We start from the raw sequence: 19,787 nt of genomic DNA, 5'->3' as shown, positions 1-19,787 counted from the left end.
ACAATACGGGGCCTATAATTCGGAGCGAAATATTGAAAGGTTAAGAAATGCCTACTGAACACACCTATAAGCAATTTGACGCCGAACTGGAAGCTGTGCGCGCCAGCGTGCTGAAAATGGGTGGCCTGGTCGAGGAGCAGATTACCAACGCCCTCGAATCGCTCATCTCGGGCAACATGGAGCTGGCCGACCAGGTGGACGCCAACGACCACAGCGTCAATGCGCTGGAAGTGGCGATCGACGAGGACTGCACCCGCATCATCGCGCGCCGTCAGCCGACCGCGTCCGACCTGCGCATGGTGATGATGGTGGTGAAGACCATCACCGACCTCGAGCGCATCGGCGACGAAGCGGCCAAGATCGCGCGCATGGCCAAGCTGATTCACCAGTCCGAGCGCATCAGCATGCCGCGCTTCTCCGAAGTCAAATACATGGCGGACATGGTGCTCGACATGCTGCGCAAGGCGCTCGACGCCTTTGCCCGACTGGACGCCACCAAGGCAGTTGAAATCGCGCGCCAGGATCAGGATGTGGACGAAGAGTTCCGCCTCAACCTGCGCCACCTCATCACCTTCATGATGGAAGATCCGCGCACCATTTCGGTGTTCATCGACATCCTGTTCGTCACCAAGGCGATCGAGCGCATGGGCGACCACGCCAAGAACATGTCGGAATACGTGGTCTACATGGTGAAGGGCAAGGACGTGCGGCATACCTCGCTGGAAGAGATCGAAAGAGAAGTAATGTAAGGTTTAGCCTTACGCAGACAAAACGGGCTCCCGCGGGAGCCCGTTTTGTCTGCAGCACGCCGCCGGATTTACCCGCAAGGGGTAGGCCGTGGTTGTAAAGCCGCTGAAGCGTCAACAACCACGCACTACTTGGCGGGTGGCACGTAACCCGCTGCCGCATCGACATCGCCGCCGCCAAAGAAGTAGCGCTCCATCTGTTCCAGCAAGTAGCTGCGTGCCTGCGGGTCGGCCAGATTGAGGCGGTTTTCGTTGATCAACATGGTCTGGTGGCGCTGCCAGCCCGACCAGGCTTCCTTCGACACGCCCTCGAAAATTTTCTTGCCCAACTCGCCCGGCACCGGCTGGAAGGCCAGGCCTTCGGCCTCGCGTCCGAGCTTCACACAATTCACCATCCGCGTCATTTGCTGCTCCTGAAAATTCAATCGTCTGATTTTAACCCAAGCGGCTTATTGATTAGCGCGGCCTCGATCCGCCGCGCGAACACGCCCATTTCCTTGGCCGCCTGCTTGTCGCCGCGCGCCTCGGCCACCGCGATACCCTGCTGGTAGGCGGCCAGTGCTTCGCCCCAGGCTTCGCTGTCGGTGAGCGCGCGGCCCAGCAGTTTCCAGGCGGCGGAATATTTCGGGTCGTGCTCGACCGCACGGCGCAGGTGCTCGGCGGCTTTCGCGGCGTCGCCCTGCTTGAGGTATTCGTTGCCGAGCGAGAAGCGCAGCAAGGCGTTGTCGCGGCCGCTGGCGAGCATGGCAAGAAAGTTTTCCAGTGGCTCAGGCACGCCAGAAGGCCCGGGTAAAGACCACAAGAACGGTAAGCAACTCCAGCCGCCCCAGCAGCATGGCAATGGTGCAGATCCAGGTCTGAAAATCGCTGAGGCTCGCGTAGGTTGTAGCGGGCCCAACCTGATTCAGCCCGGGCCCGGTGTTGTTGATGGAGGCAACCACTGCGGAAAACGCCGTGATGAATTCCAGCCCGCTGGCAGTCATGACCAGGGTCATGACGATGATGGCGAACACATACAGAAAGGCAAAGGCCAGCACGGCATAGATGACATTGTTGGGCACCACCTGCCCGCCCAGTTTGACCGGCAGCCGCGCGGCCGGATGAATGAGGCGGGTCAATTCACGCCGTCCCTGTCTGAACAGAAGCTGGGCGCGCACCATTTTCATGCCGCCGCCGGTACTGCCCGAGCAGGAAGCAAAGCAGGACAGAAACAGCATCCACAGCGGCGCAAAGATCGGCCACTGGTTGTAATCGGTGTTGGCAAACCCGGTCGTCGTGGCGATCGAGACCGTGTTGAAAACCGCGAAGCGCAGCGCCTGAAAAAAATCGGGGTAGACCTGCATGGCGGTCAGATAAATCGCGATCATGAGGGCGCTGCCCAAGGTGACGGCCAGAAACCAGCGCACTTCCGGATCCAGCCGGTAGGCGGTCGCCGTGCGTTGCCGCCACGCCAGAAAATGCGTGGAGAAATTGATCCCGGCCACCAGCATGAACACCACCGTGACGGCTTCGATAACGGGCGAGTTCCAGTAACCGAAGCTCGCATCATGCGAGGAAAATCCGCCCAATCCCATCGTGGAGAAGGTATGCATGACGGCATCGAACGGCGTCATTCCGGCCAGCCAGTATGAGAGGCCGCACGCGATCGAGATACCGACATAGACCAGATACAGGCCCTTGGCGGTTTCGGTAATGCGCGGCGTGAGCTTGGTGTCTTTCATCGGCCCCGGGGTTTCAGCCTTGTAGATCTGCATCCCCCCGACGCCCAGCAGCGGCAGAATGGCGACCGCCAGCACGATCAGCCCCATGCCGCCCAGCCAAACCAGCAGACCGCGCCACAGATTGATGGGCATGGGCAGCGTGTCCAGACCGGACAGGATCGTCGACCCCGTCGTGGTAATGCCCGAAACCGTTTCGAAATACGCATCGGTAAACGAGAGATCCGGCATGTAGATCAGCAGGGGCAGAGTGGCAAAGGCCGGCAGGCTGGTCCACACCAGCAGCACCAGCAGGAATCCATCGCGGGTTTGCAATTCGCGCTGCGCTTTGCGGGTGAACAGCCAGGTGAGCGCGCCCCCTACAAACGTGATGACGATGGCTTCGCCAAAGGCGCGCTGCGTCCCGTCGTCGAGCACCCATGAAAGGGCCAGCGGCGGCAGAAAGGTGGCCGAGAACAGCATGACTACCTTGGACAACACATTAAGAACGGGGGCAATGCGGGACATCAGAAGAAAGCAAAACCGACCTGGAACAGCTTTTCGACCTTGGGAATGATGCGCTTGTTCAGCGCGAACAGGATGAGGTGGTCTTCTGCTTCAATCAGCGTGTCGTGGTGCGCGATCAGCACCTCTTCGCCGCGGATGATGGCAGCAATCGACGAACCTTCCGGCAGGGCCACATCGCCGATGCGCCGACCCACTACCTTGGAGGTCTTGAAATCGCCATGGACGACGATTTCCAGCACCTCGGCGGCACCGCGCCGCAGGCTGTGCACCGCCGCCATGTCGCCGCGGCGGATCTTCGACAGCAGCGGCCCCACCGTGGCCTGCGCCGGCGAGATGGCGATATCGATCTCGCCGCCCTGCACCAGATTGACGTAGGCCGCACGGTTGATCAGGGCAATCACCCGCTTCGCGCCCATGCGCTTGGCCAAGAGGGCGGACATGATGTTGTCCTCGTCGTCGTTGGTGAGCGCGCAGAACACATCCATCGACTCGACGTTTTCCTGTTCCAGCAGGTCCTCGTCGGTGGCGTCGCCGCACAGCACCAAAGTGCGATGCAGCTTTTCGGCCAACAGCGTGCAGGTGACCTTGTTGTGGTCGATCAGCTTGACTTCGTAATCGCGCTCCAGCCGCGCCGCCAGCCGCCGTCCGATGTTGCCGCCGCCGGCGATCATGACCCGCTTGACCGGGCGTTCCATGTGGCGCAGCTCGCGCATGACGGCGGCGATGTCCTGCTTGCGGGCGAGAAAAAACACCTCGTCGCCCGGCTCGATAACGGTGATTCCCGTTGGCACGATGCCGCGATCGCGCCGGTAGATCGCCGCCACCCGGGCATCGATATGCGGCATGTGGCGCTTGATGTCCTGCAGTTCGTGGCCGACCAGCGGCCCGCCGTGATAAGCGCGCACCGCCACCAGCCGCACACGGCCATCGGCGAAATCCAGCACCTGCAGGGCTTCGGGATGCTCGATCAGGCGGCGCAGGGTTTCGGTGACCTCCTGCTCGGGGCTGATGATGTGGTCGACGCCGAAATGCTCGGAAAGGAAGCCGCCTTCGGCCTCCAGAAAATCGGCCGAACGGATCCGCGCGATGCGGGTGGGAATGTTGAACAGGGTCGATGCAATACGGCAAGCCACCAGATTGGTTTCGTCGCTCTGGGTCACCGCCACCAGCATGTCGGCGTCTTCCGCCCCGGCCCTTTTCAGGATCGAGGGATGGGCGGCGTGGCCGCGCACTGTGCGCAGGTCGAAGCGATCCTGCAGCAGCGACAGCCGCTCGAGTTCCAGGTCGACCACGGTGATGTCGTTGTTTTCGGCAACCAGGCTTGCGGCAAGGTTGGCGCCGACCTGACCGGCGCCGAGGATGATGATTTTCATGTCAAGGCTTTGCGCTTACAGATCTTCGTCGAGGCGCCGCCCATGCCGGATATTCAGCTGTTTGAGCTTACGGTAGAGGTGGGTGCGTTCCAGCCCAGACTTGTCGGCGACCCGGGTCATGCTGCCGCCCTCCTGCTGGATCAGGTGTTCGAAATAGGTGCGCTCGAAAGCGTCGCGCGCCTCGCGCAGCGGAATGTCGAGGGGGATGCCGTGGGCCACGGCAGGCGTCGACTGCTTCATCGGGGCAAGCACGCGGTTGACGTCGGCGGCGTCGATTTCGCTCGCGAGCGCGGTGACCGCCAGCGTGCGCACCACGTTATGGAGCTGCGGCAGGTTGCCCGGCCAGTCAAAGTTGCGCAGCGGGTTCAAGGCCGGCGTGGTCAGGCGCCGCACCGGGCAAACGCCTTCCTCCACCAGCTGCGCCAGCATTAAATTGGCGATTTCGGGCACGTCCTCGCGATGCTCGCGCAACGACGGCACCTGGATGGACAGGCTGGACAGGCGGTAGTAAAGGCGGTTATCGAATTCGCCCGCTGCAACCATGGCGTCGAGACTGCGGCTGGCGGCGCACACCAGGCGCGCGCCGCCGCCCTCGATGCGGTCGAGCAGCAGTCCCAGGCCTTTCTGCTCCAGGCGCGCAAGTTCACAGGCATCGGGCAGAAAAAGCGTGCCGTTGCCGAGCGCTTCGACAAAGCTCAGCGGGTCGGACACCAGACGCGCGCGGTCCTTGATTTCGACCCACGGGCTGGCGGGCTGGTGCAGGAAACGGGCACAGATTTCAAAGCCGCTGCCGGTCCCGCCCTGCAACAGGACGGGCGCGGTATTGCCGGCGATCTGGGTGAGACGTTTTTTCAGCTCAAGGATCAGCGGGCTACGGCCAAGCGCAGACAAGTCCATGCTGGGCAAGCGCCGGGGCAGGGCCACGCCGCGCTTGATCGCCTTGCTGACGGTGTCGATCAGCTTGGCCAGCGAAACCGGCTTTTCCAGGAAGTCGGCGGCGCCGAGCCGGGTGGCTTCGACTGCAGTGTCGATGGTGCCGTGGCCGGACATCATCACCACCGGCATGGTGAGCTGGCCGCCGGCTGCCCATTCCTTGAGCAGCGTTACGCCATCGGTGTCGGGCATCCAGATGTCGAGCAGGACCAGGTCCGGGCGCCGCAGCGCACGAAAGGCGCGCGCCGCTTCGGCGTTTTCCGCCAAGTGCACGTCGTAGCCCTCGTCGGTGAGAATTTCCGACAACAACTCACGAATGCCCACTTCGTCATCGACGACGAGAATATGTCCGCTCACGGTTGCTCCCCGGTTGCGGCAAAAACAGGCAGCTCTATGCGGATAGCGGCACCGCCCGACTTGAGGTTTTCAATCTGGATTTTGCCGTGATGCTCTTCCACGATCTTTTTGACGATGGCCAAGCCCAGCCCCGTCCCCTTGGCCTTGGTGGTTGCGTAAGGCTCGAACAGCCGCGTCATCAGGTGCTCCGGAAACCCGGCTCCATTGTCGGTTACGGTCAAATAAACTGCATGGTTGTTGAGGTGTGTTCCGACCTCGACCTTCGGCTCGGGATGCCCGGCCAGCGCGTCCTGCGCATTTTGCAACAGATTATGAATCACCTGACGCAATAATGTGGAGTCGCCCGCGATGCGCGGCAGGTCGGCGTCAAGATGCAGCTGCAGGCCAAGCGCCCTGGTGTCGTACAGCGACAGCACTTCGCGCACCAGCGCATTCAGATCGATCGCCTCGAGCCGGGCGCGCGGCATCCGCGCATAGTTGGCGAAGGCGTCGACCATGCTGTTCATCGCGGCGACCTGGTTGACAATGGTTTGCGTGGCGCGCGCCAGGAATTCGGCGTCCGCTGCTTCCAGCCGGCCATCCAGCTTCTTCGCGATGCGCTCGGCCGACAGCTGGATCGGGGTCAGCGGATTCTTGATCTCGTGCGCCAGCCGGCGCGCCACCTCGCTCCAGGCGGCGTTGCGCTCGGCGTCGATCAGCTTGGTCACGTCGTCGAATACCAGCACATAGCCGCGCTCGACGCCCGGCGGCAGGCGGGTGCCGCGCAGCAGCAGCGACTGGTTGCCACCATGGCCCGCATAGTCGATCTGTTCCTGCCATTCGCCTTCGTGCTCGGCAAAGCGCGCGGCAACCGTGGTCCCGAACGCATGCAATGCCTCGCCCGGCTGACCCAGTTCGGCCAGCGGGTGCGCGTCGAGCGCGGCGGCAGCCACCCCGAGAATCTGCGCGGCCGCGCTGTTCATGGTGCGCACCTGCAGCGCATCGTCGAGCACCACCACGCCGGACGACAGGTTGGCCAGCACGCGCTCGAGAAAAGCCTTGGCCTGTTCGGTCTGCTGATGGTTCTGCGCCACCTGTTCGCGCGCGTCGGACAGCTGGCGGGTCATGCGGTTGAACGACTGGATCAGCACGCCCAGTTCGTCGCGGCTCTTTACCGACGGCATCTGCGAAAAATCGCCCTTGGCTACGGCACGGGTGCCGCGCGCCAGCGAGCGCAGCGGCGCGCCGAGGCGCTCCGACAGCAGGTAGGCGATGACCAGCGTCATCAGCAGCGCCAGCATCAGGGTCAGCGTGAGCGCCACGCCGTAGATGCGCTTCAATCCCTGCCGCGACACCGCGATCTGCTGGTATTCCTGGTATGCCAGCTGCACCGCCTGCGCGTCGCGCGCCAGGCTGGCGGGCACCGGCTGAACCAGCTGCAGCACGCGCGTTTCGCCGGCCAGCGCGCTGGTATACACCGGCACGATGACGCGCATGATGAGCCCGCGCTCGGCCACTTCCTCGATCCGGCTGTAGGGCTGCTGCTGGCGGGCCTGCCACAGCACGCTGCGCTCGGGCAGCACCGGCAGCAGGGTGCCGTGCTCGCCGCTGACGTGGGCAATGACGCCGCCGCGTTCGTCGAACAGGGTCATTTCCTGCACCGCGCTTTGCTCGCGCAGGGTCGAAAGGCTGGTGATGATGGAACCCAGGCCCTCGTCCGACAGGGACAGCGCCATGCGCTGCGCTTTTTTATCGAGCTCGCGCAGCAGGTCGTCGAGCGCGGCATGGCCGAGGTTGACGCCGGAGGTCAGCGCATTGTCGACCCGCACGTCGAACCAGGTTTCGATCGAACGGTTGAGAAAGAACACCGAGGCGCCATACACCACCAGGCCGGGCAACAGGGCGACGACGCCGAACATCAGCAGCAATTTGAGCGTGAGCTTGGCACCGAACACGCCACGGCGGATACGTTTTTGCAGCCACCACAGGCGCCAGCCCAGCAACACCAGCAGCGCCACGCCGAGCACGCCGCCGCCAACGAACAGGGTGGGCAGGCTGTCGGAGAAGGCGCTGCTGCCGCTACTGGCATTAAACAGCAGGAACAACAGCACGATGCCCATGATCAGGGCGGCGGCAATCAGACTGCGCATCAGGGCAAGGGCGGTGACGCGGGTAAAGCGGGCGCCTCAAACGACCAGCCGTACCAGGGGGTGACGAGCTCCCATTTGTCGCTGGTGACCGCGCCGATGGAGAGCGGCTTGGGCAATTGCGCGGTGTCGAGACGCAGGCGCAGGCGGGCGTCGTAGCGCTGCCCGGTTTTGAGCGCGCCGCGCTCCAGCACCTGCCAGTTCTCCACCCGTCCCAGCAAGGCCAGCGCCTCGTCGAGGGTAGCGGCGGTCTGCGTGGTGTAGCCCGATTCGACGACATAGCGGCGCAGCAGCAGGTGGTAATAAATCCGCATCTTGCGAACGGGCTCGGCGATGCCTTCGTCAAACCACCAGTTGCGCGGCCGGGTCAGCTCCAGTTTCAGCAGGAAGTGCAGGTTGATGCCGCGGATCAGCGCGTCTTCCAGGGTGGGGTTGAGCACGAGATCGACGTCCGCATCCAGCACATAGCCTTGCGGCGTGGGCTTGATGAGGGCCTGTTTGATCGTGCTCCTGTCGCTGGCCAGCGCGCTGCCCGCCACGACCAGCCAGCAGCCGAGCAACAGCGCGGCCAACCAGCGAATCGGCGGGTCAAATCTTGCGCAGCAGGGCGTAAAAAAAACCATCATGCTCGGCATCAGGCAGCAGCGACCCGTCGGACAAAGGTTCAGGAAGTGGACAGCGTTCGGCGTCACCCGCGTGGCGCGCCAGGAACGCACGCACCTGTCCGTCGTTTTCTTCATTGAAGAGGGAGCAGGTGGCGTAAAGCAATGTACCACCCGGGGCCAGCAGTCGCCAGAGCGCCTCCAGCATAACGGCCTGTTGCGCGGCAAATTGAGGGATATCGTCGGGGCGGCGCAGCCATTTGATGTCGGGGTTGCGGCGCACCACGCCGGAGGCGCTGCACGGCACATCGGCCAGGATGCGGTCGAACGGCTGGCCGTCCCACCAGGTCTCGGGTTGCGCGGCGTCGCCTTCGACCAGCGCAGCATTCAGCTGCAGCCGGTTGAGGTTTTCCTCCACCCGCGCCAGCCGCGCCACATCCACGTCGACCGCTGTCAAAATCACGTCAACACGCTCCAGGATATGGCCGGTCTTGCCGCCGGGCGCGGCACAGGCATCCAGCACCCGCTCGCCCGGCTGCGCGTCCAGCAGGCGTGCCGCCCATTGCGCGCCGGCGTCCTGCACCGACACGTCGCCCGCATCGAAGCCGGGAAGCGTGTGCACTGGCACCGCCTTGTCAAGGGTGACGGCATCCGGGCCGGTTTGCCGCGCTGGCAGCCCGGCCTCGGTCAGCCGCTGCAGGTAGCCCGCCACATCGCCGTGACGACAGTTGACGCGCAGGGTGAACGGCGGGTGCTGCTGGCTGGCCTCGAGAATGTCCTGCCAGTGTGCCGGGTGCTCGGCTTGCAGTTTGGCGATCCACCAGTCAGGGTGTGACCAGCGCGCGCGCGGCTGCTCATCTGCCAGCGTTTCCAGCTCGGCGCGGCGACGCTGAAAATTGCGCAGCACCGCGTTGGCCAGCCCGCGCCGCCAGCCCTCGCCCGCCGCGGTGACGGCGTTGTGCACCACCGCATGCGCCGGTGCCCGGGTGTAGGCCAGCTGATACAGCGCCACGCGCAGCAGCCAGCCGAGTTCGGGGTCGGTCAGCGGACGCTCCAGCAGCGCCGCCAGCCAGGCATCCAGACGGCCCAGCTGGCGCAGGCTGCCATACACGATGTCCTGCAGGGCGCCGCGTTCACCCGGCGTTTCCAGTTGCTGCAGGCGCCGCGGCAACACCTGGTGCAGCGCCGCGCCGGCGAGCACTTCTTCGAGCGCGCCGGCAGCCAGTTTTTGCAAATTACGCATAGTGGGACCTGCCCCGGTTAGTCGGTTGATTCATGGGATTCCAGCCGCAGCGATGAGCGGCGGATGATAACAGGGGCGACCGTCGACGCGCATCGGATGCGCGCGGCCCGACCCGGTCTCAAGCGCCGAAAGGGGTTCCGGCCGGCAACGGCCGGCCGGCGAGAAACGCCGCGGCGCTCATCCGTTTGCCGCCCGCCGGCTGGACCTCCTGCAAGGACAACGCGCCGTTGCCGCAGGCGACCACCAGCCGGTCTGCCTCCGCAAGTAAGACGGTGCCTGGTTCATACGATCTTTCACGGGCTGAAGCCCGTAGAAAGTCGGCGTCCTTTAGGGCACCCGCGCCTGCGACGGCTTGCGTCGACCAGATTTTCAGCGGCACGCCGTCCAGCAGCGTCCACGCGCCGGGTGCCGGATTGTAGGCGCGCACCGCGCGCGCCAAGGTGGCGGCGGGCTGGCGCCAGTCCAGCCTCGCCTCTTCCTTGCTGAGTTTGGCGGCATAGGTCGCCTCGCGGTCGTCCTGCGCCTGCGGCACCAGTGCGGGGTAATTCGCCAGCGCCACCACGATGGCCCTGGCGCCGGCTGCGGCGAGGGTGTCGTGCAGGCTGGCCGCGGTGTCGGTTTCGCGGATCGGCACCGCCGTTTGGGAGAGCATCGCCCCGGTGTCGAGCCCGGCGTCCATCTGCATGATGGTGATGCCGGTCTCCGTGTCGCCCGCCAGGATCGCGCGCTGGATTGGCGCCGCGCCGCGCCAGCGCGGCAGCAGCGAGGCGTGGATGTTGAGGCAGCCGAAGCGCGGCAGGTCCAGTACCGCCTGCGGCAGAATCAGGCCATAGGCCGCGACCACCATCACATCGGCATCCATCGCGCGCAGTTCTGCCGGGGCCTCGGGAGTTCTCAGGCTGGCAGGCTGATACAGCGGTAGCCCGCGCGCCTGCGCCGCCTGCTTGACCGCGCTGGGGGTGAGCTTCATGCCGCGCCCGGCGGGACGGTCGGGCTGGGTCAGCACGAGGACGATGTCGTGCCCGGCCTCCGCCAGGGCATCGAGGGCGGCGGCCGCGAACGGCGGCGTGCCGGCAAAGAGGATGCGCACAGGCCGGTTCAGAGCGACGCGCGCACCGGCGCGGCGTCAGGCCGGTGCTCGCGCGCCTGCTTGGCCAGTTTGGCCTTGATGCGGGTGCGCTTGAGGTTGGACAGATAGTCGACGAACACCTTGCCCATCAAATGATCCATTTCGTGCTGGATGCACACCGCCAGCACGCCCTCGGCCTCCAGTTCGAAGGGTTTGCCGTCGCGGTCGAGCGCACGCACGGTGACACGCTCGGCGCGCGTCACCCTGTCGAAAACGCCGGGCACCGACAGGCAGCCTTCCTCGCTTTCCTCGCGACCCGACTGGGCGACGATCTCGGGATTGATGAACACCCGCAGCGCATCGTGGGTTTCGGAAATGTCGATGACGATGACGCGCTCGTGGACGTTGACCTGGGTGGCCGCCAGGCCGATGCCGGGGGCGGCGTACATGGTTTCGGCCATGTTGTCGACCAGTTTGCGGATGCGCGCATCGACCGCGACGATTGGCTTGGCGACGGTGTGCAGGCGGGCATCCGGATAATGCAGAATATCGAGTCTGGCCATAAAAACACTTGAAGAATGAAGGGGCTGGGTGCACACTTTGATGCAAAATCTGCATCCTGATGCGCATCACCCTAAATATACGGCGACGGATAGCCGTTAGCTAAGCGCACAGTATATTTTCAATGCAAAAAATTAGACAAGTTCTAAGTGGAGGGTTCCCCCGTGCGTCAATTCGTTATTACTCTTGCCCTGTTGCTGTCGATGCCTGCGCTGGCCGACACGCTTAAACTGCAGGACAACGCCCCCGACAAATACGTCGTGGTCAAGGGCGACACCCTGTGGGACATCTCCGGGCGTTTTCTCAAGGATCCGTGGCGCTGGCCGCAAATCTGGAACCTGAACCGCGAGGAAATCAAGAATCCGCACTGGATCTACCCGGGTGATCTGATCGTGCTCGACCGCAGCGGCAAGGAACCGCGGCTGTCGCTGGTCAGGGGCGGCACAAACGGGATGCAGACGGTCAGGCTGTCGCCCGGCGTACGCGCAACCGACATCAGTGGTGATGCCATTCAGTCGATTCCGATCCGCGTGATCCATCCTTTCCTGTCACAGCCGCGCGTGGTTCCCCAGGGGGCGTTCGATGACGCGCCGTTCATTCTGGGCAGCAACACCGAGCGCGTGGTGCTGGCGGCGGGCGACGACGCCTTCGCCACCGGCGGCAAGGATGGGGTGACACGCTGGAATGTGCTGCGTCCCGGCAAGCCGCTCAAGGACCCGGAAACCGGCGAAGTGCTGGGCTACGAGGTCGAATACCTGGGCGATGCACGCACCCTGGTAGCCGGCGCACCGCAAAAAATCCGCATCACCCAGTCGGCGCAGGAAATCCTGCCCCGCGACAAGCTGGTGGAAGCCGATGACAGCACCACCTTCGAATACATTCCGCACGCACCCGAAGCCCAAATCAGCGGCCGCATCATCTCAGCTTACGGCGGCCTGTCGGACAGCGGCCGTTACCAGACCGTGGTGATCAACCGCGGCAGCCGCGACGGCCTGGAGCCCGGCCATGTGTTGACAGTGTTCCGCGAAGGCCTGGCGGTCACGCTCACCCGCGATGAAAAAGATCGCATGACCTGGGTCAACGAAAAAACCGCAGGCGTTCCAAACGGTGGCGCCTGGCTTTACAACGACGTGCGCTGCCTGAAGGAAAACAGCAAGGTCACCTACAACCAGACCGCCGATGTCCGCAGCGCCTTCCGCAGCACCTGTCTTGGCAACAGCAGCGACCGCGCCATCAAGCTGCCCGACGCCCGTAGCGGCCTGGTGATGGTCTACCGCGTATTCGACCGCGTGTCCTACGCGCTCATCATGCAGTCCAACGGGCCGGTCTACCTGCTCGACACGGTGAAAACCCCCTGAGCATGCACGCTCCTGAAAGACGCATCGAGCGTGCCTGACGCCTGGCTGCGCCTCGCCCTCGCCCCCGGGGTCGGCAACACCAGCCTGATCCGCCTGCTGACGGCCTTCGGTTCCCCGGAGGCCGTTTTGGCATCCGGCCGCAGCGCGCTGACGGCGCATCTTTCCCGCGCACAATGCGACGCGCTGCTGGCCGAATCCGACGCTGTGCAGCTAGACGCCGCCCACGCCTGGCTTGCCCAGCCCGGCAACAGCCTGATGACGCTGGCGGACGAGGACTACCCGAAAACCCTGCTGGAGATCGCCGATCCCCCTGCCATCCTGTATTGCAAGGGACGGCGCAGCCTGCTGAACCAGCCCTGCCTCGGCATCGTCGGCAGCCGCAATGCCACCCCGCAGGGCGTGCGCGATGCCGAGGCGTTTGCCCACGCGCTGTCCGACGCCGGACTCACCATCGTCAGCGGGCTTGCGCTCGGCATCGACGCGGCGGCGCATCGCGGCGGGCTGGCAGGCGCCGGCTCGAGCGTCGCCATCATCGGCACCGGGCTCGACCGCATTTATCCCGCGCGCAACAAGGCGCTGGCGCACCGGCTGGCCGAAAACGGCTTGATCGTGTCTGAATTCGCGCTCGGCACGCCGCCCCTGCCCGGGCACTTTCCGCGCCGCAACCGGTTGATCAGCGGCTTGAGCCGAGGCGTGCTGGTGGTGGAGGCCGCGCCCAACAGCGGCTCGCTGATCACCGCCCGGGTGGCGACCGAACAAGGGCGCGAGGTATTCGCCATTCCCGGCTCGATCCATTCGCCGCTGGCGCGCGGCTGTCATGCCCTGATCAAGCAGGGCGCCAAGCTGGTCGAATCCGCCGCCGACATTCTCGACGAACTGGCCTGGCAACAGCGGCTGGCGCCGCCGGTACTGCGCGAAGACCGCCCGCAGGGCGAGCACCCTGAAGGGCATGAATGTCTGGCGGCGGCGTACCCCTCGCGGGCACTGCCGGAAACCCTGTCCGACCCGGTATTGGACGCACTGGACGGTGCGCCGACCACGCCCGATACCTTGGCACAAAGAACCGGGTTGACGCTGGATGCGCTTTCAGCGAAGCTGTTGACGCTTGAACTGGATGGGCGAATTGCTTCCTTGCCCGGCGGGCGTTACCAAAAAATTCACTGACACTATGCTCGATATCCTGGTTTACCTCTACGAAAGCTTCCGCATGGTCGAGCTGGCGCCCGATCGCGACGCGCTCGAAAAGCGCCTGTTTGCCGCCGGCTTTGAAGAAGCCGACATCAATGCAGCGCTCGACTGGTACGCCAACCTCTCCGGCAGCGCCACCCACGAACGGCTGGCGCAGGCCTTCGACCGCCATTACGCGCCCGAAGAGCTGGAGCGCCTGAACGACGCCTGCCGCAACGAGCTGACCTATCTGGTCTGCGCGCAGGTGCTCGACCCCGAATCGCGCGAATGGGTGATTTCCGGCCTGATGGCGCTCGGCGGCGAGGACATCGAACCGGATCACGTACGCTGGATGACCCTGATCGTGCTATGGAGCCGCGGGCTGATCGAACATTTCACCCACCTCGAAGACATGCTGCTCAGCCATGAGCCAGGGCGTCTGCATTAAGGCGACACACTAAATTAACCATGTCCAAACTCGTCATTGTCGAATCGCCGTCAAAATCCAAAACGCTGAAAAAATACCTCGGCGACGATTACGACATCCTCGCCAGCTACGGCCACGTGCGCGACCTGGAGCCGAAAACCGGCGCGATCGATACCGAAAATTTCAGCATGAAATACCAGGTCATCGAGCGCAACGCCAAGCACGTCGAGGCCATCGTCAAGGCCGCCAAAAAGGCCGATGAAGTGTTGCTGGCAACCGACCCGGACCGCGAAGGCGAGGCGATTTCCTGGCATATCAGCGAAATCCTCAAGGAGCGCAAGGTCAAAACGCCGATGAAGCGGGTGGCCTTCTACGAGATCACCGAGTCGGCCGTCCAGGATGCGGTGCGCAACCCGCGCGAGATCGCGATCGACCTGGTCAACGCGCAACAGGCGCGGCGCGCGCTGGATTACCTGGTGGGCTTCAATCTGTCGCCGCTGTTGTGGCGCAAGATCAGCCCCGGCCTAAGCGCGGGCCGCGTGCAGTCGCCCGCGTTGCGGATGATCGTCGAGCGCGAGCTGGAAATCGAGGCCTTCGATCCGCGCGAATACTGGACGCTGCACCTCGACAGCCACAAGGGCGCGCAGCCGTTCACCGCCAAGCTCACCCACTTCAAGGGCGAAAAGCTCGACCAGTTCTCGGTCGAGCACGAAGCGCGCAGCAAGGAATGGCTGGCGATGCTGGAAGGCCGCGATGCGCGGGTCATGCGCATCGAGAAGAAGCGCCGCGCCCGCCATCCCGGCGCGCCGTTCACCACCTCGACCCTGCAGCAAGCCGGCGTGCGTCAGCTCGGCATGACCACTGACCGCGTCATGCGCACCGCGCAACAGCTGTACGAAGGCATCGATCTCGGCGAAGGCCCTGTCGGCCTCATCACCTACATGCGAACCGACTCGGTCAACCTGGCACAGGAAGCAATCACCGACATCCGCAAGTATGTGGGTGCCAACTTCGACAAGGATTTCCTACCGCCTGCCGCAATTGCCTACAAAGCCAAGACCAAGAACGCGCAGGAAGCGCACGAAGCCGTGCGGCCGACTGCGGTGGTCCGCACCCCCGAAGCGGTGAAACCGTTTCTGTCGCACGACCAGGCACGGCTGTATGAGCTGATCTGGAAGCGCACCGTTGCCTGCCAAATGACAGCAGCGCAGTTCGACACCGTCGCGGCCGACATCACGGTGGGCGAGGGCACCTTTCGCGCCACCGGGCAGACACTGGCTTTTGCCGGCTTTCTGGCGGTATACCAGGACGACGAGGACGAGGAAGGCGAGTCCAAATTGCCCGCGCTCGTCGAAGGTGAAACCCTGCCGGTCGACAAGCTCTACGGCGAGCAGCACTTCACCCAGCCGCCGCCGCGCTACACCGAAGCCAGTCTGGTGAAGGCGCTGGAGGAATACGGCATCGGCCGTCCGTCCACTTACGCCAGCATCATTTCCACCCTGCAGGACCGCGAGTACGTGGTGCTGGAGAAAAAGCGCTTCCTGCCGACCGACATCGGCCGCCTGGTCAACTGCTTCCTCACCCGGCATTTCGGCCACTACGTCGATTACGACTTCACCGCCAAGCTGGAGGACAAGCTCGACGACGTCTCCAACGGCAAGCGGGTATGGACGCGCCTGCTGGGCGAGTTCTGGAGCGCATTCGACGGCGACCTGAAAGCCAAACAGGACGTCGAGCGCGGTTGCCCGATTGCGGAAGCCTGCCCCAAGTGCAACAAGCCGCTGTTCATGCAGGCAAGCAAACGTGGCCTGTTCATCGGCTGCTCCGGTTATCCGGAATGCGATTACACGCGGCCGCTGCACGCGGCCACTGCCGAGGGCGACAACATCCTCGGCCAGGACCCGGCGACCGGCCTTGACGTCAAACTGCTGTCCGGGCGCTTCGGACCCTACGTGCAGATCGGCGAGATGCCGGAGGACAAGAAGGCGCCGAAGCCACGTCGTGCCTCGTGGCCGAAGGACATTCCGCTGGAAAACGCGACGCTCGAACTGGCGCTGAAGTTTTTGTCATTGCCGCGCGAAGTCGGTCACCACCCAACTACCGGGTTGCCGATCGTTGCCAACAATGGCCGCTTCGGCCCCTATCTGCTGCACGACGGCAAGTTCAAGTCGATCCCCAAGACCGACAGCGTGTACGAAATCGACCTGCCGCGCGCACTTGAAGTGCTGGCGATGGAACGCGAGCCGCGCGGCGGCGACTCGGCGGCATCGGTGCTGAAAAGCCTCGGTCCGCACCCCGACGATGGCAAGGACATCACCGTGCGCAGCGGCCGCTACGGCCCCTACGTGAAGCACGGCAGCACCAACGCCACCCTGCCCAAGGACATCACGCCAGAAGAGATCACGCTGGACGAGGCGCTCTCATTGATCGCCGCGCGCGCTGCCAAGGGCCCCGCCAAAAAGCCGGTGAAGAAGGCCGCAGCCAAACCCGCTGCGGCGAAGAAAGCAAAAGCCGGCGACGCTGCCGAAGCGAAAAAACCCACTGTTAAAAAGGCGGCGACCAAAAAGGCCACCGCCAAGCCCGCCACGACCAAAAAGCCAGCCAGCAAAAAAGCCGCTGCATGAGTTCGCTCCCCAGCTTGCTCGTGGTCAACGCCTTTATCGGCACGGCTGGCTACAAAAAACTGTATCAGGAACTGGGCTACGCGGTGGTCACCGAATGGTCAGAGCGCCGCGCCATCAGCCTGGTGCGGAAAAACCCGCCCGCGGTCATCGTCGCGGATTTTTACCATCAGTCCGATTTCCGTGACCGCCTGTCCAATCTCGAGTCGCTGCTGGCCGCGGTGCAAAGCGCACCAAATACCCGTATTCTGGTTTTTTATGAGACGGCTCATCAGGCGGTTCTGGACAAGGTCAGCGCCCGTCTGCGCGTCGACGCCGCCTTCACCCTGCCGGTTCAGGAAGACCGTTTACGCGCCACGCTGCAGACCTGGCTCAACAATCCATCGACTTCAATGTCATGACGAACGTGTGTTGCACCATGCAAAAAGCCCGGCATTGCCGGGCTTTTTGCATGGTGCAACACACTACTCAGATTTAAACATCCAGGTTGCGAACCCCGAGTGCATTGGTTTCAATGAAATTGCGGCGCGGTTCAACCTCATCCCCCATCAGGGTGGTGAAAATCTGGTCGGCTGAAATCACGTCATCGATCTGCACTTTCATCAGCCGGCGCACCTTGGGATCCATAGTGGTTTCCCACAACTGCGCGGGGTTCATCTCGCCCAGGCCCTTGTAGCGCTGGATGCTCATGCCGCGTTTGACTTCGGCCAGGAACCAGTCCATTGCCTCGCGGAAACTTTGCACCGGGGTTTCCTTTTCGCCGCGCTTGGCGCGTGCACCCAGGCCGATCAGTTCGCGCAGCAAATCGCCGACCTTGACGAGCTGGTTGTAATCGCCGGATTCGAGCATATCCGCTTCGAGGAAGTTGACATAGGTGTTGCCGTGGGAATGGCGGATGATGCGCAGGCGGTGACTGTCGGTTTCACTGATGAATTCGGCAGCGATCTCGTATTTCTGCGCGTCCAGCGCCGCGCCCAGGCTCGCCTCGCTCAGCATGGCGGCGCCACTATCGGCCAGGCTCATGCGCGGAATGCGCATCAGCGCCTGCAGCACGTCGTCTGGCAGCAAGCGTGCCAGGCGTTCGCATACGGCTTCGGCGAGGAAGTACTCACGCGCCAGCGTCTCCAACGCTTCCCCCATGATCGGCATGGCGCCGTCCATCGGGGTCAATTCGGCGTCCTTCATCGCCTCGGCCATCAGGTGTTCCTTGAATGCGTGTTCATCCTTGATGTAACGCTCGGCCCGCCCATGCTTGACCTTGTACAGCGGTGGCTGCGCGATGTAGATGTGGCCGCGCTCGACCAGCTCGGGCATCTGGCGGTAAAAGAAGGTCAGTAGCAGGGTGCGGATGTGTGCGCCGTCGACGTCGGCGTCGGTCATGATGATGATGCGGTGGTAGCGCAGTTTGTCAGGATTGTAATCGTCCTTGCCGATGCTGGTGCCCAGCGCGGTGATCAGGGTGGCGATCTCCTGGCTGCCAATGACCTTGTCGAACCGCGCGCGTTCGACGTTGAGGATCTTGCCCTTGAGTGGCAGGATCGCCTGAAACTTGCGGTCGCGTCCCTGTTTGGCAGAGCCACCGGCGGAATCGCCCTCGACCAGATAGATTTCGCACAGCGAGGGGTCTTTTTCCTGGCAGTCGGCCAGCTTGCCGGGCAGACCCAGACCATCCATGACCCCCTTGCGACGGGTGATTTCACGCGCCTTGCGCGCTGCATCGCGCGCACGCGCTGCATCGATGATCTTGCTGCACAGAAGCTTGGCATCACTGGGGTTTTCCAGCAGGAATTCGGCGAGCTTTTGGCCGACGATTTCCTGCACCACCGGCTGCACTTCGCTGGACACCAGCTTGTCCTTGGTCTGCGACGAGAATTTCGGGTCGGGAACCTTGACCGACAGCACGCAACTCAGGCCTTCGCGCATGTCATCGCCGGTGGTTTCGACCTTGGCTTTTTTCGCCAGTTCGTTTTCCTCGATGTATTTGTTCAGCACCCGCGTCATTGCCATGCGCAGGCCGGTCAGGTGGCTGCCGCCGTCACGCTGCGGAATGTTGTTGGTGAAGCACTGCACCGTTTCGGAATAGCTGTCGTTCCACTGCATGGCGACTTCGACGGTCATGCCGTCCTTTTCGCCAATCGCGCTGAAAATCTTGGGGTGCAACACCGATTTAACCCGGTTGATGTATTCGACGAAGCCCTTGACGCCGCCCGAATGCGCGAAGTTTTCGCTCTTGCCGTCGCGATGATCGATCAGCTCGATCTTCACCCCATTGTTAAGAAAGGACAATTCGCGGATGCGCTTGGCAAGGATGTCGTAGTGGAATTCGACGTTGTTGCCGAAGATTTCCTCGTCAGCCGAAAAGTGCACTTCGGTGCCACGATTCTGGGTGTCTCCGACGACCTTCATCGGAGAGACCTCAACCCCTTTCTGGATGTCGATTTCACGGTCAACGACCTTGCCGCGATTAAATTCCATGATGTATTTCTTGCCGTCACGGCGCACGACCAGCTTCAGCCATTTCGACAGGCCGTTGACACACGACACGCCGACGCCATGCAGGCCACCCGACACCTTGTAGCTGTTCTGGTTGAACTTGCCGCCCGCGTGCAGTACGGTCATGACGATTTCAGCTGCGCTGCGCTTCGGCTCGTGTTTGTCGTCGAACTTGATACCGACCGGGATGCCGCGCCCGTTGTCGGAAACCGAGATGGAGTTGTCGGGGTGGATGATGACCTTGATGTCGTCGCAATAGCCGGCCAGCGCCTCGTCGATGGCGTTGTCCATCACTTCGAACACCATGTGGTGCAGGCCGGTGCCGTCGGAGGTATCACCGATGTACATGCCGGGGCGCTTGCGCACCGCTTCCAGGCCTTCCAGCTGCTGGATGCTGTCTTCATCGTAACCGTCGTTGACGTTTTCGGGCTTGTCGCTCATGGTGTTCCTATCGGTTGTTGCTAAGGGTGAGGGGGGCGTCGGGCC

Annotated in this window: 17 protein-coding genes; 6 read left to right on the top strand and 11 right to left on the bottom strand. The window is 63.4% G+C overall.

Annotation, left to right across the window (positions count from 1 at the left end; all coding sequences use genetic code 11):
- Positions 1 to 47 precede the first annotated feature (47 nt).
- Positions 48 to 749, top strand: a complete 702-nt coding sequence (gene phoU, locus ABW22_RS10175; RefSeq protein WP_059755836.1) for a phosphate signaling complex protein PhoU — start codon at positions 48 to 50, stop codon at positions 747 to 749.
- 125 nt (positions 750 to 874) lie between these two features.
- On the opposite strand, the gene ABW22_RS10170 is transcribed toward phoU, so the two are convergent.
- The 10 genes from ABW22_RS10170 to def form a co-directional block, all read right to left on the bottom strand.
- Positions 875 to 1,150, bottom strand: coding sequence for an oxidative damage protection protein (locus ABW22_RS10170; protein WP_059756144.1), 276 nt, complete (start codon positions 1,148 to 1,150; stop codon positions 875 to 877).
- A gap of 17 nt (positions 1,151 to 1,167) precedes the next feature.
- Positions 1,168 to 1,521 (bottom strand): tetratricopeptide repeat protein, encoded by a 354-nt coding sequence (locus tag ABW22_RS10165; RefSeq protein WP_237763301.1) that lies wholly within the window; start codon positions 1,519 to 1,521, stop codon positions 1,168 to 1,170.
- Complete coding sequence (locus tag ABW22_RS10160; protein WP_059755831.1) at positions 1,514 to 2,971, bottom strand: TrkH family potassium uptake protein; 1,458 nt, start codon at positions 2,969 to 2,971, stop codon at positions 1,514 to 1,516. Before ABW22_RS10160 ends, ABW22_RS10165 begins: the two co-directional genes overlap by 8 nt.
- The gene (gene trkA, locus ABW22_RS10155) at positions 2,971 to 4,344 is read right to left on the bottom strand and encodes a Trk system potassium transporter TrkA (RefSeq protein ID WP_059755828.1); all 1,374 of its coding nucleotides are present in this window, start codon (positions 4,342 to 4,344) and stop codon (positions 2,971 to 2,973) included. The genes ABW22_RS10160 and trkA overlap by 1 nt, the downstream gene beginning before the upstream one ends.
- Before the next feature lie 15 nt (positions 4,345 to 4,359).
- The gene (locus ABW22_RS10150) at positions 4,360 to 5,634 is read right to left on the bottom strand and encodes a sigma-54-dependent transcriptional regulator (protein ID WP_059755825.1); all 1,275 of its coding nucleotides are present in this window, start codon (positions 5,632 to 5,634) and stop codon (positions 4,360 to 4,362) included.
- Positions 5,631 to 7,763, bottom strand: coding sequence for a sensor histidine kinase (locus ABW22_RS10145; protein WP_059755821.1), 2,133 nt, complete (start codon positions 7,761 to 7,763; stop codon positions 5,631 to 5,633). The genes ABW22_RS10150 and ABW22_RS10145 overlap by 4 nt, the downstream gene beginning before the upstream one ends.
- Positions 7,763 to 8,332: a DUF4390 domain-containing protein gene (locus tag ABW22_RS10140; RefSeq protein WP_237763300.1), complete on the bottom strand. Its 570-nt coding sequence runs from the start codon at positions 8,330 to 8,332 to the stop codon at positions 7,763 to 7,765. The genes ABW22_RS10145 and ABW22_RS10140 overlap by 1 nt, the downstream gene beginning before the upstream one ends.
- Before the next feature lie 16 nt (positions 8,333 to 8,348).
- Positions 8,349 to 9,605 carry a 16S rRNA (cytosine(967)-C(5))-methyltransferase RsmB gene (gene rsmB / locus ABW22_RS10135; RefSeq protein WP_059755801.1) on the bottom strand — a complete coding sequence of 419 codons (1,257 nt, stop codon included), beginning with the start codon at positions 9,603 to 9,605 and terminating at the stop codon, positions 8,349 to 8,351.
- Between the two features lie 118 nt (positions 9,606 to 9,723).
- Entirely contained in the window at positions 9,724 to 10,695 is a 972-nt protein-coding gene (fmt, locus tag ABW22_RS10130; RefSeq protein ID WP_059755799.1) for a methionyl-tRNA formyltransferase, read from the bottom strand.
- Positions 10,696 to 10,703: 8 nt separating this feature from the next.
- Positions 10,704 to 11,237, bottom strand: coding sequence for a peptide deformylase (def, locus tag ABW22_RS10125; protein ID WP_059755796.1), 534 nt, complete (start codon positions 11,235 to 11,237; stop codon positions 10,704 to 10,706).
- Positions 11,238 to 11,399: 162 nt separating this feature from the next.
- Between def and ABW22_RS10120 the strand changes: the two genes are divergently transcribed.
- From ABW22_RS10120 to ABW22_RS10100, 5 genes are read left to right on the top strand one after another with little or no spacing between them, the layout of a single operon-like run.
- Positions 11,400 to 12,593: a LysM peptidoglycan-binding domain-containing protein gene (locus tag ABW22_RS10120; protein ID WP_059756143.1), complete on the top strand. Its 1,194-nt coding sequence runs from the start codon at positions 11,400 to 11,402 to the stop codon at positions 12,591 to 12,593.
- Positions 12,594 to 12,623: 30 nt separating this feature from the next.
- A complete protein-coding gene (gene dprA, locus ABW22_RS10115; RefSeq protein WP_059755794.1) occupies positions 12,624 to 13,757 on the top strand; it encodes a DNA-processing protein DprA in 1,134 nt (377 codons plus the stop codon).
- Between the two features lie 4 nt (positions 13,758 to 13,761).
- Positions 13,762 to 14,208, top strand: coding sequence for a DUF494 family protein (locus ABW22_RS10110; RefSeq protein ID WP_059755790.1), 447 nt, complete (start codon positions 13,762 to 13,764; stop codon positions 14,206 to 14,208).
- Positions 14,209 to 14,228: 20 nt separating this feature from the next.
- Positions 14,229 to 16,811, top strand: a complete 2,583-nt coding sequence (topA, locus tag ABW22_RS10105; protein ID WP_059755786.1) for a type I DNA topoisomerase — start codon at positions 14,229 to 14,231, stop codon at positions 16,809 to 16,811.
- Positions 16,808 to 17,209 carry a hypothetical protein gene (locus ABW22_RS10100; protein ID WP_059755783.1) on the top strand — a complete coding sequence of 134 codons (402 nt, stop codon included), beginning with the start codon at positions 16,808 to 16,810 and terminating at the stop codon, positions 17,207 to 17,209. The genes topA and ABW22_RS10100 overlap by 4 nt, the downstream gene beginning before the upstream one ends.
- Positions 17,210 to 17,282: 73 nt before the next feature.
- Here the strand turns inward: ABW22_RS10100 and gyrB are convergent, their stop codons facing one another.
- Entirely contained in the window at positions 17,283 to 19,742 is a 2,460-nt protein-coding gene (gene gyrB, locus ABW22_RS10095) for a DNA topoisomerase (ATP-hydrolyzing) subunit B (protein ID WP_059755781.1), read from the bottom strand.
- Between the last annotated feature and the right edge of the window lie 45 nt (positions 19,743 to 19,787).

Source organism: Thiobacillus denitrificans (genome assembly GCF_001530125.1).
Taxonomy (GTDB): Bacteria; Pseudomonadota; Gammaproteobacteria; order Burkholderiales; family Thiobacillaceae; genus Thiobacillus; species Thiobacillus denitrificans_C.
Note: the sequence above shows the minus strand (reverse complement) of the source record. Positions and strands in the feature narration are given on the sequence as shown.

Excerpts from the sequence above, each read along its gene's own strand:
- phoU (WP_059755836.1), top strand. The coding sequence starts at position 48 with ATGCCTACTGAACACACCTATAAGCAATTTGACGCCGAACTGGAAGCT.
- ABW22_RS10170 (WP_059756144.1), bottom strand. The coding sequence starts at position 1,150 with ATGACGCGGATGGTGAATTGTGTGAAGCTCGGACGCGAGGCCGAAGGC.
- ABW22_RS10160 (WP_059755831.1), bottom strand. The coding sequence starts at position 2,971 with ATGTCCCGCATTGCCCCCGTTCTTAATGTGTTGTCCAAGGTAGTCATG.
- trkA (WP_059755828.1), bottom strand. The coding sequence starts at position 4,344 with ATGAAAATCATCATCCTCGGCGCCGGTCAGGTCGGCGCCAACCTTGCC.
- ABW22_RS10145 (WP_059755821.1), bottom strand. The coding sequence starts at position 7,763 with ATGCGCAGTCTGATTGCCGCCGCCCTGATCATGGGCATCGTGCTGTTG.
- rsmB (WP_059755801.1), bottom strand. The coding sequence starts at position 9,605 with ATGCGTAATTTGCAAAAACTGGCTGCCGGCGCGCTCGAAGAAGTGCTC.
- def (WP_059755796.1), bottom strand. The coding sequence starts at position 11,237 with ATGGCCAGACTCGATATTCTGCATTATCCGGATGCCCGCCTGCACACC.
- ABW22_RS10110 (WP_059755790.1), top strand. The coding sequence starts at position 13,762 with ATGCTCGATATCCTGGTTTACCTCTACGAAAGCTTCCGCATGGTCGAG.
- topA (WP_059755786.1), top strand. The coding sequence starts at position 14,229 with ATGTCCAAACTCGTCATTGTCGAATCGCCGTCAAAATCCAAAACGCTG.
- ABW22_RS10100 (WP_059755783.1), top strand. The coding sequence starts at position 16,808 with ATGAGTTCGCTCCCCAGCTTGCTCGTGGTCAACGCCTTTATCGGCACG.
- gyrB (WP_059755781.1), bottom strand. The coding sequence starts at position 19,742 with ATGAGCGACAAGCCCGAAAACGTCAACGACGGTTACGATGAAGACAGC.